We start from the raw sequence: 16,395 nt of genomic DNA on the forward strand, positions 1-16,395 counted from the left end.
CTCATGTATGCGAGAAAGAGCCATTGGGGTAAACTACTTCTGGCGTAATCCATCCACTGGAAATTGATTGAAATTCCCCTTGCTACAATCGGGCTCATATCCAAATGGAGCAGGGAAAGGAATCGTATCGCAGCTTGTTGAAACGGAAGATTCAAACTTTACTCTCTTTCCTATCATGATAGGAAATAACCATGTGGCATTATTTCTTAAATCAAACTCCTCTTTAGGGTCATCAATCAAATTGTATATTTCAGGGATCTGTAATGGGCGCCCTTTCTCCGGCATGATATCTTGATCAATAAAGTGCATCTTGTAATTTTCCCACTTATAAGCGTAGGTTTCAGATCCATTGTTAACGATGAAACCATCTCGATTAGACTTTTCACTATCTCCCTTTAAAAAGGCCCACTGATCAATACTATCTATTGTTCTATCGCTTGGTAATTTGTATCCACCGACATGAGAAAGTGAGGCAAATAGATCCACAACATGGATAATTTCATCACTCACTCTGCCCGGTTTGATGTGGTTAGGCCAAGAGGCAATAAATGGTGTTCGGAGAGAGCCTTCAAGAGCCGTAAAGTACGCACCACGCCATGGTCCGCTAGAGCCTTGGTATGGCATATGCCACTCTGGACCGTTGTCAGAAAACCAAATCACTAGTGTATTGTCTTTAATTCCTGCTTTTTCTATTGCACCAATAACTTGCCCAGCTCGAAAATCTATCTCAGCTAACACATCTGAGTAATTTCCTTTGCCTGTTTTACCAATAAAATCAGGATGAGGTAGCGTCGGTAAATGTGGTTGAGTAAAAGTAATTACAGAGAAAAATGGCTTATTCTCTTTCACATTTCGATTTATAAAATCTGTGGCATGTTCAACTAGCTCACTGTCAATCGTTCTACGTGAGTCCAAATTATATTCTTTGACCCCTTTAGGATCCTGCCCTGCTCTAGCTGAAAGGATTTGAGGTTTAGGTAATATAGCTTTATAACCGGGTTGAGAGCTATATTCTGACTCATCCGTCGTATTTGCAATGCCATACCATTCATCAAAGCCTTGATCCGTTGGAAAGCGCCCTTTTTGGTCTCCCAAATGCCATTTCCCGTAAAGGCTCGTGTTATATCCTTGTTCCTTAAACTTCTCTGCAATGGTTATCTCCCAGTTCACCATACCGTAAGGCACTCCCCAAACAACCTTATCTGTCCCAGATCTAAGCGCTCGCCTCCCCGTCATGAATGAGGAGCGAGTTGGCGTGCATTGCGGTTCCACATTAAAATTAGTAAGGCGTACACCTTCTCTAGCAAGTTGATCTAAGTTTTTAGTTTCAACACCTCTGGTACTCCCATAGGAACTTAGTTCCCCCCACCCAAGGTTATCAACCAACATTACCACGACATTTGGTGTCTCTTCCGCAACCACTTCTAACGGGATACATAGAAACAGGATAGTTGCTAGTTTATTTTTCATAGTGTCGCCTTTCATTGAAATTCAATCCTGTAAGTGCGTCTTATCACACTTAAAACACACTAAAGTCTAGTCCATGTTAGTTAACATTTTTGAAAAACAGGGATTACTTGGAAGCAACAAAAAACCTCTACTATATTCAACTGACTACATTGTCTCATTTGGTGTCATCTCACTCGACTTCGCCATGATGAACACAATTAGTAACGTTATATAACGATAATGGATTCATTTATCGCGGAGGATTTTCATGCGAAACTCGATTAAAAAGGTAATGGCATTGGTCGGTACATTAGCTGCGTCCACAGCCTTTGCTGCCGATAAGCCCAACATCCTTGTGTTCTGGGGTGACGATGTAGGTGTATACAACATTAGTGCATATCACAATGGTATGATGGGAGGGAAGACTCCTAACATTGATAAAATCGCCAATGAAGGTGCCATTTTCACAGACGCTTACGCACAACAGAGTTGTACTGCCGGACGAGCCTCATTTATTCTGGGTCAACATCCGTTTCGTACCGGTCTATTGACTATTGGTATGCCCGGCGCAAAAGAGGGTATTCAATCGAAAGATCCTACTATCGCAGAGTTACTTAAAAATCACGGCTATGTGTCTGGTCAGTTTGGTAAAAACCACCTTGGTGATCAAGATGAGCACCTACCAACTAACCATGGGTTTGATGAGTTCTTTGGTAACCTATACCATTTAAACGCGGAAGAAGAGCCTGAGTCTGAGTTTTATCCAAAAGATCCAGAGTTTCGTAAAAAATTCGGACCTCGAGGCGTGTTGAAGGCGACTGCGGATGGCAAAATCGAGGACACAGGTCCCCTTACTCGTAAGCGTATGGAAAACGTAGACCGAGAGTTCATGGATGCTAGCTTGGCCTTTATGGAAAAAGCAGTAAAAGAAGACAAACCATTCTTTATTTGGCATAACTCAACCCGTATGCACGTCTGGACACATTTGAGTGAAGAATATCAAGGGAAGTCAGGTTACGGCTTATACGCCGATGGCATGATGGACCTAGATGATCAAGTAGGTGTCATGCTTGATAAACTTGAAGAGCTAGGCGTAGCAGATAACACCATTGTTGTTTTTAGTACTGATAATGGCGCTGAGAAATTTACCTGGCCAGATGGTGGTACTACACCGTTCAAGGGCGAAAAAGGTACGACTTGGGAAGGCGGATTCCGCGTTCCGATGATGGTACGCTGGCCTGGAAACATTAAACCAGGAACGGTTATCAACGATATCTTTTCACAAGAAGACTGGATGCCAACTCTACTCGCAGCTGTGGGCGAACCTGATGTGAAAGAAAAACTATTGAAGGGTCATAAAGCAGCGGGCAAAACCTTTAAAGCACATTTAGATGGCTACAACCAACTTGATCTGCTGACTGGTAAAGCTGATGAAGGCGCACGCAAAGAAATCTTTTACTTCGATGCTGGTGGTAATTTAAACGCCGTTCGTTATAAAGACTGGAAGATCCACTTCAGTATTATGGAGGGTGCCATTAATGAGGCATACCGCAAAACACCTAGTTGGCCTTTGATTGTAAACCTTCGTATGGATCCATTTGAGGTCGGTCCAGATGCAGCACTTTACGTCAGACATTTTTACGCTGATCAAATGTGGATGTTCGTTCCTGCTCAAGCTATCGTGCGTAAGTTCCTAGAGACATTTAAGGAGTTCCCTGCAACGAAAGGTAGCTCGTTAAGTATTGAAAAAGTGGTAGAAACAATGACACAGCAACCTAGAAACTAGACCCTAGGTATCGAAGCTATTGTGGAATTAACTAAGGCCTCAATTGTGAGGCCTTTTATTTCGTTGCAATTGTTTGGTTGCAGCAAGTTATGGTCAAACAAAGATTATCATTTAGTGCTCTCTTTAAACACTTGATTCCAATCTTGTTTCATATCGACAAATAGCCAACCTTGCTCTTCACCTACTTTAAACGATTTATCTAACTTACCAACATGCGAATCTTTATCATACGCCCATTCACGCTTGTCATCCGTGTGATGGATAATCGCAGAAAATCTTGGACCTGAACCTGCTTTCGTCCACTCTAACATCTGTAAATCACCATCAGAATTACCAAACGCCATTACCGGACGTTTGCCAATGAAGTTTTGAATCGTCACAGGCTTTACTGCTTTGTCATTGACAAAGTCTATTTCCGGCATGCGTTGGATGGTAGGTTTTCCATCAACACTTTGATATTCCGCCTTTAACGTCGTTCCCACGATGTTTTGCGTTGGAATGCCGTATACTTCCGGCGCCCAAACGCGCATAAATTCAATTCCGCCTCCAGAAACGATGTAGGTCTGATAGTCGTTCGCTCTTAAATAGTCGAGCAGTTCGAGCATAGGTTGATAGACCATTTCAGTGTATGGTCTACCCGTTGTTGGATGGACAGCCGTTTTCAACCATTCCTTAACTTCTTGATGAAACTGTTCAGTAGACATTCCAGAATGGGTTGCCATAACAAGCTTCATTACACCTTCGAGTCCTTGTTTACCAATCCCCTCCATGTCACCTTTTAATGCGGAAGCAAAGGGTTCGGTTGTCTTCCAATCAGGATGCTCAGAGGCCATTTCTTTTACTCTATCGATCGCAAAAAACAACTGTAGATAAACAGGCTTTTCTGCCCAAAGTGTTCCATCATTATCAAACGTCGCGATTCGTTGGCTTTCAGGAACATAGGAATCCGAACCTTGGGTCGTTGTTTTCGTAACAAACGCCACAATAGCTTGCTTAGCGTCAGTGTTGTTCCATGACGGAAGTGGATCTTGCATATCAGCAGCAACAGCGTAACTAGACAGAGCAAAACCTGTTGCTAAGACAATCGCCTTTAACTTTATAGCCATCTTAATTCCTTATATTGAGGTGCTAGGTGCGAATCCAATCAAAAGTATAGTTCAATTGAAACAGGCGCATATTGAACTGAAATATGCAACGGCTACCAAAAAGTGACAATGTCACCAATCTAGTCCACTATTTTATTAAAATAGAAACATGGAATTTAACGATTAGAGTTTAAATTCATTGGCTTCAACTGATGTAGGGGCACTTTTACGTCCCTTTTTCTGATTGAGCTCTTCAATAACATAGTCGGGAGCGACCTTCGTTAGCTCTGTTAAACAGTCATCCGTTTTAGGGTTGCCGTATCTAACATAGATGTCACACACGGCATACAATTGTTCTGGAGCACCGGATATCAAATACGCTTGCTCAAAAGCGTTGACAGACTTCTTCAAGTCTAACTCTTCTTGCAGAACACCATTTAAGTACCAAAAGTAACTGTTCGTCTTTGCCATCGTCGCAGCTTTGTCTATTTCAAACGCCGCTTCTTTCTTTTTGTCTAATCTAACCAAAGCGAGAGATTTAGAATAATGCAGCGAGGCATCTTCTGAATTTAGCTTGATACCCTCGTCAAGCACGTTGATAGCTTTTTGGTCTAGCTGTTGCGCTCGGAAGTTGTCTGCGTAGCTTAACCAAACTTGAGGGTTGTTTGGCTCAAGCTTAGTTAACTCTGGGTATATCAGCGCCGCTTTATCCCAATCACGATGCCAACGGTAAACGTCTGCAAGTAATAACTTGGAAACATTATCGTTCTTACTGGACAAGTGTGCTGTCAGCTCTGAAACAGGCCCTTCAAGTGACTGCTGTTGCTCTGAACTCAAATTGGCGTAATCTCGAACGAGGTTAATCGCTGCTGTAATTCGCACCATGGCGGCGTCATCACTCAATAATGGTGAAATCAAACGCCAACGGTGCTCAATCATATATGGCTGTGCTCCCACAATCGCAGCTTCGCGAATACCTGCATCTTCATCCTGCAACCCACGCGCAACTGCAACCAATGCATTTTGGCTTGGATAGTTGGCTAACTCACGTAAAGCATCAATACGTTTTTCTGAAGACAACTTTTTATTTTGCGAATCATAAGACAGCTTTTCGACTCGTTGCGCCGGTGTCATTTTCGCTTCTTGTGGAGTGACAACCGTTGTCGGCGATACTTGATCTGGGTCTAGCAATGTTGTTTCTTGTGCCACTGCTGCTTGACTCGCAGCAATGCCGATCGAGATCACGAGTAATGATTTAGAGAGCAGCTTAATTTTTTGCATTCAATAACCTATATTCTTTCATTTCCGGGCCTGTAGCAGGCGTAGTGACTATCTTAAAACTTCGTTTCAAACACAGTCTGTGTTTGAGTAGCTTGCTGGCGTAGAATCTGTTCACTGTATTTACCGTGAACAACTGGGTTACCTGTCGCTCGTAAGATGTACGCCATCGACTGATCAACATGGGTAAAAAACTTCTTCCAACCCGCGCAGAGATAATTAAGACCAGGCTCACCTTGCCTAGTACGGATAAAACGGTTTTTGGGACATTCTCCAAAACATGCAAATTGATAATCACATTGAAGGCACTGTTGGGGCAGCGTACGACTTTTAGCAAACCCAAATTTCTGCTGCTCAGAGCTATAAGCGAGCGTATCGAGCTTTTCGTGATGAATGTTTCCAACCTTATATTCTGGGTACACGTAATGATCACACGCAAACACATCACCATTAGGCTCCATTGCTAAGCCCTTCCCGCAGATTTCACCTAACGTACACAGTGGGTTTTTTCTGCCCATCCAGGTTTCGATACTGGCTTCAAAGTACTGCACAAACACGTTGCCGATATCGTGTAAAACCCATTCATTGAAAATCGCGATCAGAAAATTTCCCCATGCTTCATCCGCAACGCAAAAAGGCTCAACAACGGCATCTTTATGACCTGGGATCAACCGTTTATCTCCTTGCTTTAGTTGCTCGTTTGGCTCCCAAGTTTGAGGGGCGGTTGTTCTGAATGTTTTCTGCTCAACTATTGGAATAAACTGCATTTGAGGGGAGCGTACTTCATCTCGCAAGAATCGGTACACTTCAAGTGGGTTACGGCTGGTCAAGTTGTTAACACAAGTGAGCGTAGCAAACTTTACTTCGTGCTTATGTAATAGTTCAACCGCATTCATGACTTGCCGGAATGTGCCTCTACCAGCTCGGTTTGTTCGATAAGCGTTATGCATCATTTCTGGACCATCAATGCTTAAACCGACGAGAAAGTTTTTCGCCTTTAAAAACTCACACCATTCATCGTTAAGCAGTGTGCCATTAGTCTGGAGATCATTGGAGATCGTAATGCCATCGGGACGGTATTTATTCTGTAGCTCAACAATTGTCTTGAAATAATCCAAACCTAGCATTGTCGGCTCACCACCCTGCCAAGAGAAAATAATTTCAGGTGTATTTTGTCCCGCTATATATTGACGGATATAGGTCTCTAGCGTTTCCTCATCCATGACTGGTGAGCAGCCTGGCTTGTACTCAAGTAAATCTTGTTTGCTTAGGTAATAACAATAGGTGCAATCGATATTGCACACTGCACCGATAGGTTTCGCCATGACATGTAATCGCTTGGATGCTTTTCCATTGAACTGCGGACCTTGAGTTATGTGCATTCATCACCTTCTTAGTTGCTAGCCTGTGCCCAACGGCGTTAAGACTAATCATTAAGTTAATCGCCTAGTGTGATGATAATGTTCAATTATTCGTGGCGCTTGTTATAGTGTGTATAACTGTTTTTCATAGACTTGCCTGATAAAATTCTTTGATCATAAATGTTGATGGAGCTCCCCTATGAAGCATTCCAAAAGTAATACTCTTTACCTTGGTGCCGCTATTTCGATTTCGCTAATTATGACTGGATGTGCAACAACACAACCTAGCCCTCTTGCTCAAAAAATCGATCAAGATATGGTTCTTATTGAAGGTGGACAATTTATGATGGGCTCGGATAATCCATCAGCAAATAAATCCGAGCACCCGGCTCGCACCGTTCGCGTGGATGATTTCTATTTGGCAAAATTTGAGGTAACCCAAGAGTTATTCGAATCGGTTACAGGCTCTTCTCTGAGTTATTTTAGAAACCCAAATACGCCCGTGAATAACATTAGCTGGCAACAAGCCAATTATTTTATAAAGAAATTGAATGAAAAAACGGGAGAGCACTATCGTTTACCCACCGAAGCAGAATGGGAGTTTGCAGCGAAAGGGGGGAATCTAAGTCAAGGATTCACTTACGCGGGGTCTGATGATATTAACGACGTTGCCTGGTATGCCAGTAACTCAAACAATAAGGCACACAAGGTAGGTCAGAAAAAACCGAATGAGCTTGGCTTATACGATATGACGGGTAATGTTGGTGAGTTTGTTATTGATGCGTTTGATGAAGGCTATTACAAATCAGCACCAAGTGATAATCCGGTAAACGCAAAAGATGAAAAAGAAAGCCTTGCACACAAGTCTGTACGAGGTGGTAGCTTTGCCTATAATGCTGACGAATCCGAAAACTATCGTCGCGATTTTGCTAGCCAGTCAGTCATCATGTCCGACATGGGGCTGAGATTAGCGAAAGACGCTGATTAAACTAAGCAAGAAAAAAGTGGAGCGATAAAAGCTCCACTTTTGGTAATTAGCTCCTATTGACCCCGACAATAGAGGCTTTAAGCTGATCAATAGCTTGTTTAGGTGCATATTGACTAAGCTCTTGTATGCACCTATCGAAAGCAAAAGCGACAGCACCTTTTTTATGATTTCTCGCTAGAACCTCGCATTGAGCATACAAGTGCTGTGGATTGCCACCGACTTCAAATGCTGTTTGCAACGCTTTACTGGCTTCTAGAACATCGCTTTTTTCTAGAGCTAGACCGTACACGTACCAATAATGAGCATTAGTTTCACCAATTTCTGCGGCGCGTCTAAGTAGCTTTTTCGCATCATCAGCTTTGCCTTGACGCAACAAAGAAAGACCTGCGCTGTATGGTAACGTGCTGGATTTAGGTTGAGCTTTCATCCCTTGTTGTAGCACCGTGAGCGCAGCTTCTTCTTTACCTAGGTGACGATACAAATCTGCTAGGTTAACGTAGCTATTTTCGAAATAGGGTTCGATGCTGATCGCTTGTTTATACAGCTCGGCCGCTTTGTCGATTTCACCTAAGCTGCGGTACACATTCGCCAAATTGGTTCTTCCGAAACCACGATCGGCATTAAACTCTTGAATTTCCATGTACTCTTCTAAGGGCAATTTAATGATATCTTTTTGTAAAGGGGTCATTTGTTCGTAGTTCGCTACCAGCACCGAGGCAGCTTCCGCTCTCACTGAAAGCACCGGGTCACCAAGCAATGGCTCTAGAATCCGCCACCGATCATGAAATTCATAACCAGACGAGCCTGAAATTGCCCCTAATCGAACCATTTCATTCTCATTCTTAACGGCCCTAGCCAAAGATACTGTTGTATTTTGGTCAGTGTTGCCCCCCATTCTCTCCAGGGCTGAGGCGCGAATAATGTCTTTTAAAGACGAATCCTGAGCAGAGTATGCCAACGCATTTGCTGCTTCTTGATGACCAATTGAATCCGCATAAAATGCGACAGCAAAATGTTGTTGATTACGATACTTCGAATTCGGGTACCATTCTGCTATCTGTTCATCGGCCCATTGATTGCTTTTATCTTCATGGCATGACATGCAAACATTGGGCGTTCCAATGTGTTTGCTCAAATCCGGTCGTGGAATATGCCAACTGTGGTCTCTACGAGGATCGACTTGCATGTAAGTCGTTTCTGGCATGTGACAAGCCGTACATTGCGATGCTTCAGATCCAGCCTTATGAAAGGTATGCTTTTCAGGTGTATATTCCGATGCAATATGGCATTGCGAACATACTGCCTCTTCTGGGATCGTTAACTCTGCCGTGTGTGGATCATGGCAATTAGTGCACGTGACCCCCTTCTCCGCCATTTCAGATTGAAGAAACGAACCATAAACATAATCTTCGTCGTAAATCTGTCCATCATGATAGTAGAGTTCAGGTGTTATAAGACTTAAGCGATATTTATCAAAAAAAGAACCTTTAACATGATCACCTGTTTCATTTAACTGGGTTCGGCGACTATGGCATTGAGCGCATGTTTGCACTTGATTGGTTGCTTCAATTGATTTCGGCTGTAACGTACTATGGCCTTCCTCAAACACCCAATCCGACACTGCTTTAGACAAATTTCGATCAAAGCCATAATGGCTGTCATGCTCAAAAGAAGTGCCAGCATTTTTGTATTTCTTGGCCAGTTCTATGTGCTGACTAGCGGGACCATGGCATGCTTCGCATCCCACATTAATCTCTGACCATGAGCTGTTGTAAGTGTTTTTGTCAGCGTCGTAATTCTTCTTTAGGTTCGTTGAATGGCAATCAGCACACATGAAGTTCCAATTTTGCCCGGTATTGGTCCAATAGAATTCATCCGTTGTTGTCGTTTCTGGATAAAGATGAAACCAACGCTGTCCCCCTTCAACTTTAGCTCTTGTGTCCCAAGCAAAAGGAATAAGCTGCACGCGGCCATCTTCAAACTCGACCATGTACTGCTGTAGTGGCTCCCAGCCAAATGTATAGCTGATCTTATAGTCATGCCATTGCCCGTCAGAGCCTTGAATGTTGACCCAATATTCGCCGCCTTTTTTAAAAAACCGATTAGGCATTCCTTTGTGCGTTACAACATGGTTATCAAAATCACCACGTACAGAGGTTGTACTTGCATGCTTCATGGCCATATCGTGATGTGACCCCTTCCAAGCCTCCACCTCGTTTTGGTGGCACTCTGCACAAGCTTGTGTGCCAGCATATTCTGGATTTAAGCCTGAAGGAATATTTGGTTTCTCTGTGAATAACTCTTGAGAAAAAGCCATAAAACTGACAACAACGTTGACCAGCAATAAAATGCGAAACCGGCCTGCCCACTGACTCATAGATATCCTTATATTTATAATGTACAACCTAAATCAATATAGACACTAAATCACTGGTTATACAAATAATTACAAGCAATACATAACGACTTTAGTATTGCTTTAGGACCGTAAAACAAGCGAGCATCCTATTGTTTTTCATTTCCATCCCCTCTTCTACTACGCAATAAAAATAAGGCTCTTCAGTGATCTAAATCTACTTTACGAATCTCTACAAACTAACAGGACAATCCTATTTCTTCTTAATTAACAAATAGTTACCACCCAACAATAACTTATGGTTATATCGAGTATAAGAGGATTTTTCTATATACATCATTAACTTATGCAGCAACTAAGCATAAGGCTCACTTGTGCTTATCTTTACTCTCAACAATCTGGAGTTTTTATGGCAAATCAATTGAGCAAAATCGCTGTAGGCGCAGGACTGTTAGCGGCGTCCAGTGCTGCTATGGCAGCCGACAAACCGAATATTCTGGCAATTTTTGGTGACGATATCGGCTACTGGAATATCAGCGCATACAACCAAGGTATGATGAGTTACAAAACGCCAAACATCGACCGTATCGCGAATGAAGGTGCGTTGTTCACAGATCACTACGGACAACAGTCTTGTACTGCTGGTCGCGCGGCCTTTATTACGGGTGAAGAGCCATTTCGTACGGGTTTGTTAACAATTGGTATGCCAGGCTCTGACCACGGCATACCTGATTGGGCGCCAACCATTGCAGATCTGTTAAAAGAACAAGGTTACATGACGGGTCAATTTGGTAAAAACCACTTAGGTGACCAAGATAAGCACTTACCGACAAAACACGGCTTTGACGAATTCTTCGGTAACTTATATCACCTAAACGCAGAAGAAGAGCCTGAAACTTATTACTACCCTAAAGACCCAGAGTTTCGTAAAAACTATGGCCCTCGTGGTGTCATTAAGTCTTATGCCGACGGTAAGATTGAAGACACTGGCCCGATGACACGAAAACGTATGGAGCACGCAGATGAAGAGTTCCTAGAGAGCTCTTTGGCATTTATGGAAAAAGCAGTTAAGGCGGATAAACCCTTCTTTATTTGGCATAACGCCACTCGTATGCACGTTTGGACTCGCTTGCAGGAAAAATACCAAGGTAAATCAGGTGTAAGCATTTATGCCGATGGTATGCTGGAACACGATGATCATGTAGGTGTTTTACTCGACAAGCTGGATGAGCTAGGTGTTGCAGACAACACTATCGTTATCTACTCAACGGACAACGGCGCAGAAACCATGACTTGGCCAGATGGTGGCGCAACACCATTCCATGGTGAAAAAGGTACAACTTGGGAAGGCGGTATGCGTGTTCCTCAACTGGTTCGTTGGCCAGGCGTCATTAAGCCAGGAACCAAGATCAATGAAATGATGGCACACCAAGACTGGTTGCCTACATTATTGGCAGCTGCTGGCGTACCTGATGTAAAAGAAAAACTGGCAGAAGGCTACAAAGCAAATGGCAAAGAATGGCGTGTGCATTTAGATGGTTACAACTTCATGCCATACTTTGAAGGTAAGGAAGAAAAAGGCCCTCGTGAGTCGCTGCTTTACTTTACGTCTAATGGTGAATTAAACGCTGTCCGCTGGAATGACTGGAAACTTCACTTTGCAACGCTTGAAGGGAACCTAAGTAACGCAGTTCGTTTTGCTCCGAACTGGCCTAAAATCATCCACCTACGCGCTGACCCATTCGAAAAAGGCCCAAGCGAATCACAAATGTACTTGCGTTGGATGGCTGACAACATGTGGCTATTTGTACCTGTACAAGACGTTGTGGGAGAGTTCTTTAAAACACTTCCAGAATACCCAATGCAACGTGGCACAGCGATGAACCCTGCTTCACTAAACTACGACTCTCTAAAAATGCAAGAGAAGCTGCAACAACTAGACAAAGTTGAACAAGAAATCAGCAAGTTTAAGTAAACTAAGTTAACGTTAGTTAATCAGTAACATAAGCCAGCAGACCATTCTGCTGGCTTATGTGTATCGCCACATAGGAACTTACTTAAATCGCCTGTTTAGCCTATACAAAGTGGGCATTGTGAGTACAAACTGAAAAACAAAAAAAGGAGAGCTAACCTGCTCTCCTTTGTATTTTAACCGTGGATAAACTAAGCCACATTAACCGATTTAGCTAAACTGCTACTTTGGAAAAACTCATCATGCAATGCGCAAATCGCGTGCTGGTATTCCTTATCACCGACAACAAATTGAACATTTACATTTCTCAATGATGAGTGCAGTGCAACTGGCGTAACGCCATTATTCATCAATGCAAGCACACCTTTCGCCAACGTCTTATTGGTATCAATTTGAGAACCGATGGCTGAGATAAGCGCGACCATACGGCCTTTAATCGAGGCATTCGGATAACGTTTCTCTGCTTTGTACAATACTTTGTTTAAGCTATCAGTACTGCCACCTAGATAGTAAGTAATAGAGTTCGCGTTCATCTCTTTACCAACCAAACTTACACGAGCATCGGAGATGATTTCCATCAATTCGTAACTAACGTTATCGGCTTTTCCTACCATTGCTTGGTCAAACAAATGCAGTGCAAATACTTTTTCTTTACCTGCGATGATCTCGACTTTGTCTTCTTCCGGACGATAGCTTGAAGAGATCAAAGTACCTTCGTGTTCAGGTTCGAATGTATTTTTAATCTGTAGCTCAATACCACTTTCACGCAAACCCGCAGCGGCATTTGGGTGAATCGCTTCCATGCCAAGGTTGGCAAGTTGGTCTGCTACGTCATAGTTTGTACTACCAATTGGTAATACTTTTTCAGGGCCAACAACGCGTGGGTCCGCTGAGCTCAAGTGGTACTCTTTGTGAATTACTGCTAAATCCGCTTTTGTTATTGCTGCAATTCGGCTAAATGTCATCTCACTATAACCTCGGTCATAAGTGTGCATTAGGCCCTCTTTACAGTAAGCATAACCTGTCACGATTGGCAGTTCTTTTGATACATCGATATCAGCAAACGCGTCACTGATCGACTCATCAAGGCTTCTTGGCGCTTGATTATCCCAACCAGACAGGTCAACGAACTTAGCGTTAATACCCATATTTTTTAGTTTTAGTGCTGTGTTGTAAGCACTATGTGCCTCACCGATAGACGAGAGAAACTCTCGAATTTGAGGCAAGTACTGGCGCAACGAAAATTGACCGTACTGACAGGTTTCTAAAATATTCGCGATACAGTTTTTCGCTTCAGCAATACGGGAGCGAATGAATTTATCCGCACGGATACGATTCATTGGGTCCGCAAAAATATTTTCATTGGTCAGCAACATACGGCTTTCAACGTACGCTAACGCTTCTTCCCATTTGTCGTCGCGTTTCGCGATAAGCTGATAAACGCCTGGTTTACTGGTTTTTTTACACTCGAGCAGCGCATCGGTCATACCACCGTATGCAGATACGACAAAAATACGATTGTATGGTGTTTTGGGACGAAGAATAATATTGTCGAGAACAGCATCAAATGCTGTCATTGATGTACCGCCGATTTTTTCTACGGTAAATGTCATGATAAGCCTTTTTTGATTGGTAACTTTAAAAAGAAAAAAGAAGAGATAGTAAAGTGTGGGGTGGCAAAGCACCCCACCATCATCTTTTAGTCAACGAGAGGATAAACACCGTTTTCATCGTGCACTTCAGCGCCAGTAATCGGTGGGTTAAACACGCACGCCATTACCATTTCTTTATTCTTATAAGCTCTCAAGTAGTGCTCATCGTGTTTATCAAGGATGTATAATGTACCTGGTTTGATTGGGTACGTTTCTCCACCTACAACTTCAATCTCACCTTCACCACTCATACAAAACACCGATTCAAGGTGGTTTTGATAGTGAATATGAGTTTCTGTATCTTCATAAATCGTTGTGATGTGGAAAGAGAAACCCATGTTGTCGTCTTTCAACAACATGCGGACACTTTCCCAGTTATCTGAAACAACACGTCGTTCGCTGTTGCGGCATTCATCTAGAGTTCTGACGATCATAATTAAAATCCTTATTAAGATGCTTGTTTGAAATGTTTCGCAGCGATAGTCTCTACTGCATTTTCAAAGATGCTTAGTCCTTGATCTAGCTCTGATTCGCTGATGGTTAGTGGACAGAAGAACTTCACAACTTCATCGTCTGGACCCGCTGTCTCTATCACCATTCCATTCTCGAAACAGTTTTTCGCAATTTCAGATGCCATGTCACCATTGATACATTCAATACCAACCATCATGCCGCGGCCTTTTTTCTGCACAAACATTTGTGGAAAGCGACGAACACAACGGTCAATAACTGCACTCACCTTGTCTGAACACTGCTTGATGTGTGTTTCAAAATCATCGTTTGCCCAGTAAATTTCTAGTGCTTTTGCAGCAGTAATAAAGGCGTGATTATTGCCACGGAACGTACCGTTATGCTCGCCTGGCTTCCACTGGTCAAGCTCAGGCTTAAGTAATACGACAGCCATCGGCAAACCGTAACCACCGATCGACTTCGATAGCGTCACGATATCCGGTTGGATACCAGACGGCTCGAAACTAAAGAAAGTACCGGTACGTCCACAACCTGCTTGAATGTCATCGACAATCACAAGAATGTCATTGGCTTTACAGATTTTGCTCAAACGTTGTAACCACTCGTTTGAAGCAGCATTTAAACCACCTTCACCCTGCACAGTTTCAAGAAGTACAGCAGCTGGTTTATCCATACCTGCAGAGTTATCATTTAGCATGGTTTCGAACAGCGCGAGACCATCTACGCCAGCGTAACCTTCAAATGGAATACGAGTGACGTTACTAAGGCTAGAGCCGTTACCTTGTCTGTGGTGCTGGTTACCCGTTGCAGCCAGTGCGCCAGCAGTACAACCATGGAAACCGTTAGTAAACGCAACGACGCTGTCGCGGCCTTTTACTTTTTTAGCCAGCTTCAATGCCGCCTCAACAGCGTTAGTACCTGTTGGGCCCGTAAACTGAACCTTGTAATCCAAGTTTCTTGGTTTAAGGATGTAAGTATCCAACGCTTCCAGAAACGATGCTTTCGCTTCTGAGTGCATATCCAAACCGTGAGTAATACCGTCCATTTCAATGTACTCAAGCAACGCTTGTTTTAGTACTGGATTGTTATGGCCGTAATTTAGAGATCCCGCTCCAGCAAGGAAGTCTAAGTATCGTTCACCTTGTTCTGTTTCTAGCCAGCAGCCTTTCGCTTTACGAAAAACGACCGGGAAATTGTTTGAATATGAGCGTACGTTGGATTCCTGCTTTTTGAAAATATCCATGATGAGACCGTTTTTAATTCCTATTGTTTGAGGATTATTTGAGAGGAATGCGATACAAATATTCTGTATCGTGTTTGCCTTTAAAGTGGGCTTCTTCATCCAAAAATGTGCTTACTTGGCCAGAATTGCCGTTCATCGCATCTAACTTTTTGAACAGTGCCCAAGAGGCTTTATTATCTTCCGTGATGGTAGTTTCTACCGATTTAACACCGCCTAATTCCTCTCGGGTGAGAAGTTCTTTCAACATGCGGAATGCTAAACCATGACCTCTAAAGCGAGGTGAGACTGCAACTTGCCAGACAAATAAAACGTCTTGCTCGTCTGGTTTCTGATAACCGGAAATGAAACCTGCGATTTCGCCTTTTTGCTCAACCAAAATACTGGTTTTGCTGAAATGCGTAGACTGTAGGAAATTGCAATAAGATGAGTTCATGTCCAATGGAGGACAGTCTGCAATCAAGCTGTAAATGTCGTCACCATCAGAGATTTTAGGCTCACGAAAAATCCATTTTTTACTTGAGTCTTCTCCAATCTCTGGATAAAGGACCCAAGGTGCTGATGTGATCATGTGAAAATACATATCCTTTGAGGTCTAATTAAATTTCCTTTTTATTATGGCCATCCCTCGCGACTAAAAATCAAATAATCCGCCTTTTTATCGGTATTTTTGTGATACAGATCACAAAAATAAACCTATTAACCAAAAATTAAAATAGTTCGAGGTCTAATTTATTAAATAGTCACCTAAATGCAC

At 42.8% G+C, this 16,395-nt stretch carries 12 protein-coding genes; 3 read left to right on the forward strand and 9 right to left on the reverse strand.

The genetic code is table 11. The features are described 5' to 3' along the window. Nucleotides 1-33: 33 nt before the first annotated feature. Nucleotides 34-1,470 (reverse strand): arylsulfatase, encoded by a 1,437-nt coding sequence (locus R8N49_RS06235; protein WP_225478180.1) that lies wholly within the window; start codon nucleotides 1,468-1,470, stop codon nucleotides 34-36. A gap of 247 nt (nucleotides 1,471-1,717) precedes the next feature. Here R8N49_RS06235 and R8N49_RS06240 point away from each other — a divergent pair, with 247 nt between their 5' ends. Further along, complete coding sequence (locus R8N49_RS06240) at nucleotides 1,718-3,235, forward strand: arylsulfatase (protein WP_005377761.1); 1,518 nt, start codon at nucleotides 1,718-1,720, stop codon at nucleotides 3,233-3,235. A 107-nt stretch (nucleotides 3,236-3,342) separates the two neighbouring features. Here the strand turns inward: R8N49_RS06240 and R8N49_RS06245 are convergent, their stop codons facing one another. From R8N49_RS06245 to R8N49_RS06255, 3 genes are all read right to left on the reverse strand, one after another. After that, a complete protein-coding gene (locus R8N49_RS06245) occupies nucleotides 3,343-4,341 on the reverse strand; it encodes an HAD family hydrolase (protein ID WP_054579698.1) in 999 nt (332 codons plus the stop codon). A gap of 162 nt (nucleotides 4,342-4,503) precedes the next feature. Beyond that, complete coding sequence (locus R8N49_RS06250; RefSeq protein WP_186584297.1) at nucleotides 4,504-5,601, reverse strand: hypothetical protein; 1,098 nt, start codon at nucleotides 5,599-5,601, stop codon at nucleotides 4,504-4,506. A 53-nt stretch (nucleotides 5,602-5,654) separates the two neighbouring features. Then, nucleotides 5,655-6,980 carry an anaerobic sulfatase maturase gene (locus tag R8N49_RS06255; RefSeq protein WP_186584298.1) on the reverse strand — a complete coding sequence of 442 codons (1,326 nt, stop codon included), beginning with the start codon at nucleotides 6,978-6,980 and terminating at the stop codon, nucleotides 5,655-5,657. A 238-nt stretch (nucleotides 6,981-7,218) separates the two neighbouring features. On the opposite strand from R8N49_RS06255, the gene R8N49_RS06260 reads away from it, so the two are divergent. Then, entirely contained in the window at nucleotides 7,219-7,947 is a 729-nt protein-coding gene (locus tag R8N49_RS06260; RefSeq protein WP_372009301.1) for a formylglycine-generating enzyme family protein, read from the forward strand. Between the two features lie 46 nt (nucleotides 7,948-7,993). Here the strand turns inward: R8N49_RS06260 and R8N49_RS06265 are convergent, their stop codons facing one another. After that, nucleotides 7,994-10,324, reverse strand: coding sequence for a tetratricopeptide repeat protein (locus R8N49_RS06265; protein ID WP_258490066.1), 2,331 nt, complete (start codon nucleotides 10,322-10,324; stop codon nucleotides 7,994-7,996). 388 nt (nucleotides 10,325-10,712) lie between these two features. On the opposite strand from R8N49_RS06265, the gene R8N49_RS06270 reads away from it, so the two are divergent. Then, complete coding sequence (locus tag R8N49_RS06270; protein WP_005377767.1) at nucleotides 10,713-12,278, forward strand: arylsulfatase; 1,566 nt, start codon at nucleotides 10,713-10,715, stop codon at nucleotides 12,276-12,278. A gap of 188 nt (nucleotides 12,279-12,466) precedes the next feature. On the opposite strand, the gene R8N49_RS06275 is transcribed toward R8N49_RS06270, so the two are convergent. The 4 genes from R8N49_RS06275 to ectA form a co-directional block, all read right to left on the reverse strand. After that, entirely contained in the window at nucleotides 12,467-13,888 is a 1,422-nt protein-coding gene (locus R8N49_RS06275) for an aspartate kinase (protein WP_005377768.1), read from the reverse strand. Between the two features lie 86 nt (nucleotides 13,889-13,974). Beyond that, nucleotides 13,975-14,361: an ectoine synthase gene (locus R8N49_RS06280; RefSeq protein ID WP_005377769.1), complete on the reverse strand. Its 387-nt coding sequence runs from the start codon at nucleotides 14,359-14,361 to the stop codon at nucleotides 13,975-13,977. A gap of 14 nt (nucleotides 14,362-14,375) precedes the next feature. Further along, nucleotides 14,376-15,641: a diaminobutyrate--2-oxoglutarate transaminase gene (gene ectB, locus R8N49_RS06285; protein ID WP_017820939.1), complete on the reverse strand. Its 1,266-nt coding sequence runs from the start codon at nucleotides 15,639-15,641 to the stop codon at nucleotides 14,376-14,378. Nucleotides 15,642-15,675: 34 nt separating this feature from the next. After that, a complete protein-coding gene (gene ectA / locus R8N49_RS06290; RefSeq protein WP_005393379.1) occupies nucleotides 15,676-16,209 on the reverse strand; it encodes a diaminobutyrate acetyltransferase in 534 nt (177 codons plus the stop codon). Nucleotides 16,210-16,395: the final 186 nt, after the last annotated feature.

The sequence above is a fragment of the Vibrio sp. 1978 genome (assembly GCF_033344345.1).